The sequence below is a fragment of the Candidatus Paceibacterota bacterium genome, from assembly GCA_035583355.1.
Classification (GTDB): domain Bacteria; phylum Patescibacteriota; class Minisyncoccia; order Phycocordibacterales; family UBA6899; genus JAJZQJ01.
Genome location: DATEZQ010000008.1, coordinates 1 through 12,932, shown reverse-complemented (window position 1 = coordinate 12,932; position 12,932 = coordinate 1). Strand labels below are relative to the sequence as shown.

Below are 12,932 nucleotides of genomic sequence, written 5' to 3'. Positions count from 1 at the left end.
GCGAAAATCCTGTGCTAGAATACAAGCATTACCCGTTAGTTTCTCGATCATGAAATCAGTTACTATATATTCAACGCAGTATTGCGTTTATTGTAAATTAGCAAAAGAGTATTTTACGAAGAACAATATTGCATTTCAGGAGTTTGATGTTGGTACCGACCTTGCAAAGCGCGAGGAGATGGTGAAGAAGTCAGGTCAAATGGGTGTTCCAGTTATTGATATCGATGGTGAAATCATTGTTGGTTTCAATAAGCCAAAGGTGGCAGGACTCTTGAATATTCCTGAATAGTCTGTAGTGTTACATTTAAGCAAGCCCCACGGGGCTTGCTCTTGCCTCCATAGTTCAATGGATAGAACAGCTCCGTCCTAAGGAGTAGATGTGGGTCCGATTCCTGCTGGAGGCACAATAAGAAGAGTTCAATGGATAAGAACGGCCCTCCGGGCACCAGGCGTTCTTGCCGGTAGATGTCGTGCCACCGCGCGCCACATCAACTCAATCAAAAACCATACAAAATTCGTATGGTTTTTGATTTTTCCGGCAGAACAGCTCCGTCCTAAGGAGTAGATGTAGGTTCGATTCCTGCTAGGGGCACAAAATATACAAAAGACTAGAGCGAAGCCTCTAGTCTTTTGCATTTTGTAGTCCCTAGCAGAAATCGAACCGTCGAGGGGGTCGGGGAACGGGGAGGTTCCCCGTGGAGGAGCACAGCTTTCTTTGTCTTCAAAGAAAGCGTTAGGAACCGTGGGTTCCTAAGGAGCAGGGCGGTGTGGGCCCCTTTAGGGTGCGCCGCATCGCGACGTGAGATTTCCTGCCAGGGCAAAGCCCTGAAGTATCAAAAAACCAGCATGCCCATGCTGGCTTCTCTCATTTTTCCTAGTTAAAAAATGGTGCGACGTAGACGAGGATCATTGAACCTGCCACAAGGACGCCGAGGACGCCAAATACGCGCTTACCCCATTTGCTCTGTGCCTTTCGAAAGAGTGTGACTGACATATCTATGATTATTTAGTTTTTGTAGTATACTACAGATATGCCAACTGTGCCACCTTATCGCGCAAAAAGGAAAGCAACGAGGGCTCTTTTCTCAATGCCGGTTGTTCTCGTACTGGCAATTTTGACTTTTCTGTCTATTCGTGGGACGGCGGAGTCATATCGCATCCATACCGAACAGGCTGACAAGTATGCTGGAGCCCAAGAAGATTTGGTGAGTATGAAGGCACGTGAAGAGGCATTGCGTGCAGAAAATGAGCGTCTGAAGACCGCCAGAGGCCAGGAGGAGCTTTTCCGCGAGCAGTACATGGTTGCACGCGCAGGTGAAAATGTTATGGTAATTACTACCGACAAGAAAGATCCTAAGGGTGAACAGTCGGTAACAACCGAAATAAAGGACTCTAGTCTGCTTTCGCGCACAAAGAAGGTCTTTGTTGGAAACTAATGTGCCCCAAAGACCTGCAAGGGTTTTTTGTTTTCTCTGTGATATCGTAAAACTTCTGCTTCAAGAACCAAAGGTTCTGTATTAGAATAAAAGTATGCGGGTATGGTTTACCTCAAAGAGGAAGTGCGCAGCAATTCCTTGAGTTGATGTGAATCGCGGAGGCGATTCCTTATGAGGCAAGAACGCCTGGCTCGCGAAGCGACGTTCTTAATCGTAAAACTTCTGCTTCAAGAACCAAAGGTTCTGTATTAGAATAAAAGTATGCGGGTATGGTTTAGTGGTAAAACTTCTGCTTCCCAAGCAGGTGTCGGGAGTTCGATTCTCCCTACCCGCACAAAAAGAAAAAACAGAGCGAAAGCCTCTGTTTTTTCTTTTTGTGCGGGAAGGGAGAATCGAACGAAAGGGGGTCGGGGAAGGAAGCCTTCCCCGTCTAGGAGAGCAGGTATTCCTATTTCCAAAAGGAATACCGTCGAGAACCGTGGGTTCTCGAAGAACTTTGTCGTGCGGGCCCCATTAGGGTGCGCGAACAAAGTTCGTGAGATATCTCCCAGTGCTTTTTGGGCGCAGGGTACCTAAAACACTTAGAGACTCGGACCGATTCTCCCTACCCGCACTTAGTATTTGTTTCTATTAGCATTTCCTCCTTGCCTCTGCTATCCTATATCTAGACTTGTACATGTATGGAGTAGCTATGCATGCTCATCAGCTCATAACTCCACGCCTCTTTTCTCAGATAATTCTCAACATCTGTGCGCGTGATACCAGTGCTGACGCAAAAACTTGGTCTTCACATAACCCGCTTTCGGGGCACTGTGCAGTTGTTGCTCTGCTTGCACAGGAATACTTTGGGGGAATCATCATTCGCCTGTCACTCGATAGTGTTGAGGGCTATGCACACTTCCGCTCCCATTATATCAATCGCTTTTCAAGTGGGTTGGATCGCGACTTCACTGCCTCACAGTTCATTGCACGCCTTCCATCAAATCTCCCGCGCGAGATTCGTAATAGGGAACAGCTCCTTGCGAATGAGGACACTCGTAAGCGATATGAGAAATTCAAATCTCGTTTTAAGGCAGCTGCTTCGCTGCAGAAAAAATAAGTGACCATATTCTCCTCAGTACAGCAATGTACTGAGTTTTTGTATATAAAAATACAACGACCGAAGTCGTTGTATTTTTAGACCGATTTCACTTTTAATTCCTGAGTCTTCATGGAATCGATTTTTGGAAGTCGAATGACGAGTAGGCCATACTTTTCAACTGCCTCTGCATGTTCGACATCAACTTCTGTTGGAAGTTCAATCATGCGAGAAAATTCTCCCCATTCAACCTCTCTCTCGAAATAGTTTTTGCTTGGCACTCCATCAGGAGCAGGGCGTGTTCCTGAGATAGAGACATGGTCGCGAGTGATTGAAACCTTGAGGTTTTCAGGAGTAATTCCAGGCACAAGTGTGCGAATGATTATCTCATGATGGAGCTCATACATGTCGATTGGAAGTGTTGGGCGCTGTGGTCGAGGACTCTTCTCGATTGCACGAGAATCATAATCGAGAATTTTCTGTGGAGCTTCTTCAGGCTCTTCTTCGTGTTCAATGTTGAAGACCGGATAATCCTCATCATCGTCCGTTTCCTCAACATCCTCTTCCTCGATTTCTTGTTCGGTGTTTCTGATTTGTGGTTCATCCTCAAAATCCACAAGTTTCATGTGTCTCGCCGGTTCTTCTTCATCGATGATCTCTTCGTAGTATTCCTCAATCTCCTCGCTATCAATCGAGTCGTCCTCGATGACTTCCTCTACGGTTTCCACTTCAGCATCATCAGGGATTTCAAAATCCTCATCTGTTTCTTCAATGATCGTATTATCATCATATGCACTCGGAAGAGTCACTTTTGGAGTTGTAGCGGGAGATACTGTTTCGCTAGATCCATCAGCGTGCTCATTGAGTGCTTTAAGGTCATCGTCAGTGAGACGAAGTGATCCGGTTAATTTTTCGAAAAAGCTTGTATTTCTCATATGCGTTTTAGATTAGGAAACGAGAGATGCGTTCGAGGTGGAAGTCGTTTAATGCGCTCACAGGCCAAGAGCACCCCAAGGACAGAAACCCAAAGTCCAATGAATATATTATACACGGTACTTGGGTCAGAGCTTTCGACGATCGACAGATTGTAGATCGCATGCAGGGTGATTGCTGCAAGTATACCTGAGACTGAGAAAAGAATACGATGGCCTTTTACCTTGAAGTAAGCAAAGGACATTGCGATGCCGACAAGAGCGGAAGATGCTACGTGAAGCAACGTTGCGCCAACAAAGCGAAGCGCGGTGAGATTCATTGCAGTTGCTTGATCTCCCGAAGCGAGCGGTCCAAGAATGAAGAGCGTGTTCTCAAGAGCCGCGAAGCCGAGGGCGATGGTGATCATGTAAATCACCGCATCTATCGGCTCATCGAAGTAAGGACTACGTAATACTAGGAAGAAGAGTGCCGCATACTTGAGCAGTTCTTCCATTACTACCCAAACCATGAACCGTTGTTGCTCGGTTAATCCAATATCTGCTACGGCCCGCTCCAGTGGATAAGCAAGCATCGTTGCAACCATACCACCAAGGAATGCGAGCATAATCATGCTTTTGGGTTCCGGGTGGAGCCGGTCTTCACGGAGCCAAAACCAGAGCCAGAAAAGAGACGGAACGAGTCCGAGCAGTAGAGCGATGAAAAACGTATTTGTTGTTACTTCGCCAAAGGCCATGGAGTGACAATAAGTGGTAAGGTGCGGAGAGGAAGTAGAGACCAGATTTCCTCAGTGATGAATGGCATGAAAGGGTGATGCAGCTTGAGTATCGTTTCAAGTATGGTGCGCAAGGTCCAGGCAGCAGAATACTTCTCTTCATCGGTACCCTCAGATAGGATTGCCTTGCGTTCCTCTATGAGCACGTCGGCAAGGGTGTGCCAGGTGAAATGGTAGAGGTGTTCGGCGGCAAGATGGAGCTTATATTCGCTCACATGTGTACCTACGTACTCGATGACCCCATTGAGCTCCTTGATAGCAGCTGCATCCTTGTCGGTAAGCTTCGGGTGCTTGTCGAGGTCGACAGTAATACCCTCGGTCTTTTCGATGACAAAGCGAGAGATATTCCAGATCTTGTTGGCATACTTCTTGTATGCACGCACTTTATCTTCTGAGAAATTTGTATCAGCGCCAGGGCCTGTGCCGACAATGAGTGACATGCGCACAGCGTCGCCACCGTACTTTGCAATCATTTCAAGAGGGTCGGTCGCATTTCCTTTACTCTTGCTCATCTTCTGTCCTTTTGCATCACGAACAAGGCCGTGGAGGTAGACGGTTTCGAATGGAATCTCTCCGAGTATATATGTGCTCATGAGAATCATGCGCGCAACCCAGAAGAAGAGGATGTCATAGCCCGTCTCAAGAAGCTGTGTTGGGTGGTACGTCTTGAAATCGATTGCGTTCTCGTCAGGCCATCCAAGTGTTGAGAATGTCCATAGTCCAGAAGAAAACCACGTGTCGAGTGTATCAGGGTCTTGTGTCCAACCCTCACCCTCTGGTGCCTCAATATCGCAGAAGATCTCATCACCCTTATACCACACAGGGATGCGGTGTCCGTACCAGATTTGGCGTGAGATACACCAGTCACGAAGATTATCAATCCAACGGAAGTAGGTTGTATTGAAGCGATCAGGAAGAATACTGATTTCGCCCTCGCGCACGACGTGCTGCATGAGTTGTTTGAGAGTCACCTGATCACCCGCATTGATTCCCTGAAGCTTTGAGTGCTTCATTGTGAACTGCTTGTTCGCCGCGATGAACCACTGCATCTTTGGGAGTGGTTCGATGATAGCACCCGTGCGCTCAGCAGTAGAAACATTCTGGGTTACTTCCTCTTCCTTTTCAATGAGGTTCTCGTCGCGGAGGTATTGCGCGATAATCTCGCGTGCTTCGGCAGCCTTCTTGCCCTTGATACGGTCGTCGCCAACCATCATGCGTGCCTTCTCATCGATGACCTGGATCATTGGGAGGTTATGGCGCTGCGCAATTTCTGCGTCGATTGCAGAGTGAGCAGGGGTCACTCCAAGTGCTCCTGTCCCAAAGTCCTTCTCGACGGCAGTGTCGGCGATGATCTTGATAGAAAGGGGAACACCACAAAAGACAACTTCATGAGTCGTTCCGACAAGGTGTGCATAGCGTTCATCCTCAGGATGGACGGCGACTGCGGTGTCGCCAACCTTCGTTTCTGGTCGTGTGGTCGAGATAGCAATAGGGAAGTCCTTGCTGTACTTGAAGGTATAGAACTTCGCTTTGCGCTCCTCATAGACGATTTCATCATCAGAGATAACTGTCTGCCCCTTTGGGTCCCAGTTCACGACACGGTAACCACGGTAAATGAGGCCGTCGTCATACATGCGTTTAAAAGCGGTGCGCACTGCGAGGTTGCGTTTTTCATCGAGAGTAAATGCCTCACGTGACCAGTCGACGGATGCACCCATCTTGCGAACCTGGCTAACGATCACATCGTGAGACTCTTGGGCAAATTTGTTTACTCGGTCCAAAAATGCTTCGCGCCCCATTTCATACTTATTGAGCTTCTCTTTTTCGATGATTTTCTCAACTTTCGATTGTGTTGCGATTGCGGCATGGTCTGTTCCAGGGAGCCAGAGAGTACGATGTCCAGTCATGCGGTTGTAGCGCACGATGATATCCTCTATGGCAAGCATGGCGGCGTGGCCCATGTGCAAAACACCGGTTACGTTTGGTGGGGGGAGTACGATTGAGTATGTAGGAGCATCAGCGGCAGTTGCGCCTGATTCAACACATTTATCAGGATTGAAGTAGCCTGCATTTTGCCACGCAGCATAAATGCGATCCTCGGTCTCTTCGGGGTTGTAGGGGGTCAAGAATTTCTCATTCATATATGAATGATTATAGCATAGGAGGAAGGATAATATAGCTTTTTCGGGCGCTATTTTCTTGTTATAGTGATCCCTTTATGTACTGAAGAAGGAGAGTTGCCCGGAGTGAAATGGCCGGAAGATTTCCAAAATATATAAGTACACAAATGTGGATAACTCAATACAACCAGTAAGTAACCCAAGGTCAAGTCCGGGGAAATGCAGGGAAGTCTGCGCGCACCTCTTCGGTATATATAATTACTTATCACGAATAACGCCCATTATTAAAGGTATTTTTAAAGGACAGTTCATGGAGTTTGCATGTAAGTATGTCCTTTAGTTAATGTCCTTTATATTGGCTCAGTTAAGCCATAATTGTGTGTTTCTATTTCTTGACACTCTGTCAATTAGCAGTAGTTTGAAGGGAACACTGTTGTAGGTATTCCTACTTCTGTGCTTTAAAACTCGCAACTTATTATCATGCAAATTTCTACAGCAACTCGTGCAATTTCATCTGCAGTTCTTGTCACTGCATTTCTCTTTGCACCGATCGGAAATTTTCTCGCTACAAGCACAGTGCTTCCCACTGTAGTGGCCGCAGAAGCTTCTGCTCCGATTACCAATAACATCTCGGGTACGATCCGCACTCTCGCATCTGCGAGCTCATCAAGCGTTGTCGCACCAGGCATGACCGTGAATCTTACGCTGAAGCACTCAGGTGCACTCCAAGCAACTGCGGTTACGGATGAGGGTGGTAAATTCGTATTTACCGCACCTGAGAATATTGACTATATAGTATCTCTCGTTCCTGCAGTGGGTTATGGAATCCCTGTGGGGGCACCACTCAATTTTGAGCTTACTAACCTTGTGGGCGTTGTTGCGCTTGATGGTTTTCTTGTTGAGAAACTCCCTACAATCTTCTTGTACGGTGGTACTACTGTTTATGTAAAGACTGGTTCAATATATGAGGACCCGGGCGTTGAGCTTCGTGGCCAGGATGGCAAAGTTATTCATGGTTACGGCGTTGAGGCAACTGGTGATGTGAATACGAAGGTTGCAGGGGAGTACGCGGTAGTCTACCATGTCGACGCAAAGGCAACGGGAGGTTTCCCTACGAAGGATGTGGTGCGAAAGGTGATTGTTGGTGCTCCGCTTGTAGCTACAACCATCAATCCTAGCGTCCCTGCACCAAGTACTGCAAACGAGTGTGTGCTCCTTAAGAGCTATATGAGCAAGGGTGCGCAAAATGAGAAGGTTGAAGTGCTCAAGTTGCAGACATTCCTCTTCATTTACGAAGGCCTGATGAGCGTGCGTGCGACAGGTGTTTATGATGAGGCTACAGAGCGTGGTGTACGTATATTCCAGGATAGACACTTCAAGGAGGTACTCTCACTTTGGGGCAAGGATGGCAATACGGGTAATGTCTATATGACAACCCAGAAAAAGATTAATGAGATTTATTGTGGTCATGAGTTCCCGCTCACATTTGCACAGTTGAAGGAAATTGCTACCTATCGTGTTGCTGCGTTAGGACAGCAAGGAAGTTCATATGCATCGAGCGACGCCGCATCACTCGCAGATGTCGCAAGTACGACTAAGCAGGGGGCATTGAGTGCATGGTGGAATCGTGCTAAGCAGAGCTTGCTCGCGGTGATGCCAACATTTGGCAAGAAAGATGAAGGTAATTCAATCAGTGCATCAGGTTCCGTGGCTGCGAAAACTGAGGCGATTGATCCTGTTGTTGAGAATAAGGAAGGGAATATTGCTACCGCATTCTATAATTTCAGAAGCTTCCTGAACATGACGGCGATTGCAGCAGTGTTTGCTCTTCTTCTCGGGGTGTTTGCATTTGCAGTCTCAGTCTATCTTTATCGCCGTACGCGAGGGGAGGATGAAGTGACTGAGACGGTGACCGCGTCTGTTGTCGACATTCCTACAAACTCAAAGAAGGTTAAGTAAGTTTAAAAATTCACACCCTCTGGTGTGAATTTTTTTTGTACAAGTTTTCTCGAAGAAGGGGAATATCATTCGGCATGAGAAAATCAGAGCATTAAATTTGCATCGACTGATAAGGCAGTAACGAGCGATATTGAGTGCGCATGCTATACAAAATGCTATTAGTTAATTTTTTATATGGCTATAAATAAAAGTATATTGCTAAAGGACAAATGTCCTTTATAAAGGACACAAAATTTCGAGACTGTCCTTTAAGGACATGTCCTTTAAAACGGCTCTCTTGAGCCATGCTTTAAATATTTTCACTTGACAACCTTAAGAATAATAGGTAGTTTGAATTTCAACACAATAAACCGTACTAGTCCTGATTGTGTCTAAACCATAGCCATGAAAAAAATATCATACGCTTCGACAGTCCCTGTCGGCTTTATTATTAGCATAGCGTTCATTTCGATTTTTATCGGGAACCTATTTAGCGGGCACGGTATTTTTTCCGTGAAAACTGCAGAAGCAGATACGCCTACACCAGTAAATATTACTGGCGCAGTGCGCATCGGTGATACTGCGCTTTCTGGTAATCCTGGCTACGCAGGTGCTGCTGTTCAGCTTATTTCAAATGCTGACGGTTCGCTCCAGACACAGACAACTAGTGCGGGCGACGGAACATTTACGGTTTCCGTTTCTCCCGTTTCTGATTACAAGGTTTGCTTCACCGTGCCAACAGGTTACGGTTTACTCTCTGGTGGTACGAACTGCCAAGACATCACACTTCCTGTCGCCGACACACAGGTTGCTGATTTTACAATATCAAAGCTTCCCGTCATCACGGTGACTCCAGCGATGGTCTTTGTGGATCAGCATTCAACATACACAGATTCAGGTGTAACCGCGTTAAAGGACACGACAGATGTGACGTCCTTGATTGCAGCAACTGGAACAGTGAATACTTCAGTGCCCGCTGTCTATACAATTAACTATTCACTTACGGACACAGTGACTGGATATGTTGCTACGGCATCTCGCTCAGTGACTGTTGTCTCTGTGGCAGGTGGCGGTGGTGGTGGTTCTGGTTCTGATAACTCATTGCTCAATGCAACGAGTATCTATGGCTATGTACGCACGGGTGATACTGTTGATATAAATAATCCTGCAATCGCAGGTGTTATGATCGAGCTCCGCGATACTTCAAATGGAAATGCTGTTGTGGCTACAACATCTTCATATATAGGCGGTTTCTCATTTCTTATTATTCCAGGCAACTATCAGGCTTGCGTGGTTCCAGCAGTAGAGTACGGTTCAATTCCTGCATCTCCAGCATGTCAGACTGTCGTGTACCCAGACCCTACGGATGATGTGACACTTTCAGACTTTACGATTTCTGATCGTCCAGTTATTCAGCTCAATGGAGATGCGACTGTCTCTGTAGTAAAGGACACTGTCTATGAAGATGACGGAGCAACTGCGAGCCGAGGTCGGGATGATCTTACTGCGCTCATTGTTGCATCAAGTACAGTTGATATGACGACGGTCGGCACCTATGCAGTGACCTATAACGTCATTGATCCAAAGAACGGACTTTCTGCAATTTCCGTAGTGCGTACCGTGAATGTCACTCCAGTCGTACCTCCACCACCTGTTACGTATATCGATATGAGTGGAATGGTCCGTTCGGGTACCGTTGCTTCGACTTCAAATGCAGGTGTTTCAGGTGTTGTTGTTACGCTCACCAATACGGTGACTCATGTTGCAACAACAACGACTACAGATGCTACGGGTGCGTTTCTCGTAAATACTCCAACTGCTGATTATTCAGTATGTATTACAGCACCGCTTGGATTCAGTGCACTTAGCTCAAACTGTTATACTGCCGCATCATCGAGCGCAAATATTATCGTGCCAGACTTTACTGTTGCGATGACTCCGGTGATCACGTTGAACGGTTCAAGTACGGTGAATATTTTACAGAACTCAACTTATGTTGATCTCGGTGCTACTGCAGTTCAGGGCGTTAATGATATTTCATCAAGTATTGTCGCGGCAGGGAATATTGTCACGACGGTGCCTGGGACATATACAGTCACCTATGATGTGGTCGATCCAGTTACGCAGCTTGCCGCAGTATCAGTAGTCCGCACGGTCATAGTGAATGCACTTCCAACTGAATTCACTGCAACGGGTACGCTTCGTGAGGGTACCGCAGCATCTGCGCTCAATCCGGTTTACGCGCTTGGTGCAGCGGTAGAGTTAAAGGACATGACAAGTGAAGTCCTTGCGACAACAACAACAGATGCAAGTGGCGCGTTCTCTTTCACAATTTCTACAACAGGTAATCATAGTGTATGTCTTGTAGCTCCTTCTGGTTATGGAGTAATCGGACTTAGCTGTATTGATATAGCGCAGGGTAATACGAATGTCACACTCGATGACTTCACTATTGCATTGCGTCCAATTATTACACTTAATGGCTCATCAACCATTGATATCCTTGTTGGGGGTTCATATGATGAGCTTGGCGGAATCGCAACCGCGGGTAGCCGAACACTTGCGGCAACAGTTACGCCATCGGGTGTAGTGAATACGAATCTCGCAGGTCAATACATAATTACGTATAACGTCGTTGACGAACTTACTGGATTTACCGCCTCTGCGCAGCGCATCGTGAACGTGAATACGCCACCACACGTCAATGTTGCTCCAGTCATCACTATTCTGGGACTTAATCCAGTTGATTTAGTTCTTGGTGCAAGTTATGTTGATGCAGGCGCTACTTCAACGGATGCAGAAGATGGTGACCTCACCTCTAGGATTATTGTTGATGATCAGGTAAATGCAGGTGTGCTTGGCACATATACGGTGACCTATAGTGTCACCGACAATAATGGTGCAACGACAACGGTGACTCGAATAGTTAATGTTGTAGCTGCTCCTACAGAATATACTGCATCGGGTACAGTGCGAGTCGGCACTGCAGCCTCAAGCTCTAATCCCGTATATGCACTTGGTGCAACAATTGAACTCCAGGATGGAATGGGGAACGTTCTCGAAGCAACGACAACCGATGCAAATGGATCGTTCTCGTTCGTAATCCCTCTTTTAGGAGACCACAATGTGTGTCTTGTAACTCCGGATACATTTGGTGTGATCAACTCAGGTTGTGTACTGCTTACGCAGGGGACGTCAGACATCACTTTAAGTGATTTCACTATTACAGAGCTACCAGTCATTACGCCGAATGGTGGAAGTGCGATTACTATCGTTGAGGGTGATCTATATATAGAGTATGGTGCTACGGCACTCGCAGGTAGCCGCGTTATTAATGCGGTAATCGATATCACCGGCAACATTACTCCAGATGTCCCAAGTACTCCGGGTACATACACTGTGACGTATTCCGTTACCGATGAAATTACTGGTTTTGTGACAAGTGCTACGCGCACGGTCATTGTCACTCCGCTCAATTCAGGAAATACATCATATAGCATATCTGGAAGCGTGCGTATCGGCGTTGTGGCAAGCAGCACGAATCCTGGCTATGTGCTCGGTGTGAGTGTCGACCTTCAGGATGCAGGTGGCACAGTCATCGCTTCGACGACCACAGATGCAAACGGCGCATACTCGTTTGCGATTACGGCAGCGGGAGATTACAATATTTGCTTTGCTGCTCCACTTGGATTCGGCATCATCGATTCGAGCTGTATCAGTGTTCCACAAAGCGCATCTGATGTTGCGAATAATGACTTCACGATTTCAGAACTTCCCGTTATCACCTTGAATGGTAGTTCGACAATCTCTATTGTGCAGGGTTCGTCATATGTTGATGCAGGTGCATTGGCTATGGCGGGAACTCGCGCACTTGCCGCAACTGTTTTGCCTACCGGTATAGTGGATACTGCGGTTCCAGGCACGTATATCATCACCTACAATGTTGTTGATGAAATGACTGGTTTCACTGCTGATCCAGTTACACGTACAATCACAGTAACCGCAAAAGCAGAGTTTACCGCCGGTGGTACTGTGCGCATTGGTACTTCGGCAGATGTAAATAATCCAGGTTATGTTCTTGGTGCGAATGTCGAGCTTCGTGATGCTACTGACGTAGTTATTGCAACGACAACCGCAGATGTTTCTGGGGCATTCTCATTTCTTGTGCCCGCTACTGGTGCACACACGGTCTGTCTTGTTGCACCTGCTGATTTTGGAATAGTAGCTCCCGGCTGTATTGGTGTTCCAGAGGGATATGTCGATCTGTCATTGCTTGATTTCACTGTCTATCAGCTTCCCGTTGTCACATTGAATGGTTCCTCAACTATTTCAATAGAGCAGGGGACTGCTTATGATGAGCTAGGTGCAACCGCAGTCGCGGGTGCGCATACGGTCACTACTCCGATTGTTGTTTCTGGTACAGTTGATATCAACACTCCAGCAACATATATATTGACCTACACCGCGACCGATCAGATTACTGGCTTCGTAGGTACGACAACTCGTACAGTTGTTGTGACACCACACATCAACGTCGCTCCGGTTATCACGGTCATTGGTTCAAACCCAGTCAACGTGATCCAGGGCACAACGTATGTTGATGAGGGCGCAACCGCACTCGACGCAGAAGATGGTGCCCTTACCGTCACTATTGA

General features: G+C 46.9%; 8 protein-coding genes and 2 tRNA genes. 7 read left to right on the top strand and 3 right to left on the bottom strand.

What is annotated here, in order from left to right:
* Positions 1-49: 49 nt before the first annotated feature.
* The 5 genes from VJ579_03555 (at position 50) to VJ579_03535 (ending at position 2,535) form a co-directional block, all read left to right on the top strand.
* Positions 50-289, top strand: coding sequence for a glutaredoxin domain-containing protein (locus VJ579_03555; GenBank protein ID HXK38117.1), 240 nt, complete (start codon positions 50-52; stop codon positions 287-289).
* Between the two features lie 43 nt (positions 290-332).
* Positions 333-404 (top strand) — tRNA-Arg (locus VJ579_03550).
* A 627-nt stretch (positions 405-1,031) separates the two neighbouring features.
* The gene (locus tag VJ579_03545) at positions 1,032-1,436 is read left to right on the top strand and encodes a hypothetical protein (GenBank protein HXK38116.1); all 405 of its coding nucleotides are present in this window, start codon (positions 1,032-1,034) and stop codon (positions 1,434-1,436) included.
* Positions 1,437-1,699: 263 nt separating this feature from the next.
* Positions 1,700-1,770, top strand: a tRNA-Gly gene (locus VJ579_03540).
* A 357-nt stretch (positions 1,771-2,127) separates the two neighbouring features.
* Entirely contained in the window at positions 2,128-2,535 is a 408-nt protein-coding gene (locus VJ579_03535; GenBank protein HXK38115.1) for a hypothetical protein, read from the top strand.
* A gap of 77 nt (positions 2,536-2,612) precedes the next feature.
* Here the strand turns inward: VJ579_03535 and VJ579_03530 are convergent, their stop codons facing one another.
* From VJ579_03530 to VJ579_03520, 3 genes are read right to left on the bottom strand one after another with little or no spacing between them, the layout of a single operon-like run.
* Positions 2,613-3,449, bottom strand: a complete 837-nt coding sequence (locus tag VJ579_03530; GenBank protein ID HXK38114.1) for an Hsp20/alpha crystallin family protein — start codon at positions 3,447-3,449, stop codon at positions 2,613-2,615.
* Positions 3,446-4,180: a PrsW family glutamic-type intramembrane protease gene (locus VJ579_03525; GenBank protein ID HXK38113.1), complete on the bottom strand. Its 735-nt coding sequence runs from the start codon at positions 4,178-4,180 to the stop codon at positions 3,446-3,448. Before VJ579_03525 ends, VJ579_03530 begins: the two co-directional genes overlap by 4 nt.
* A complete protein-coding gene (locus VJ579_03520; GenBank protein HXK38112.1) occupies positions 4,162-6,360 on the bottom strand; it encodes a valine--tRNA ligase in 2,199 nt (732 codons plus the stop codon). Before VJ579_03520 ends, VJ579_03525 begins: the two co-directional genes overlap by 19 nt.
* A 459-nt stretch (positions 6,361-6,819) precedes the next feature.
* Here VJ579_03520 and VJ579_03515 point away from each other — a divergent pair, with 459 nt between their 5' ends.
* Complete coding sequence (locus VJ579_03515) at positions 6,820-8,298, top strand: immunoglobulin-like domain-containing protein (GenBank protein HXK38111.1); 1,479 nt, start codon at positions 6,820-6,822, stop codon at positions 8,296-8,298.
* A 384-nt stretch (positions 8,299-8,682) separates the two neighbouring features.
* The coding region (locus VJ579_03510; GenBank protein ID HXK38110.1) for an immunoglobulin-like domain-containing protein at positions 8,683-12,932 on the top strand (4,250 nt) is incomplete at its 3' end.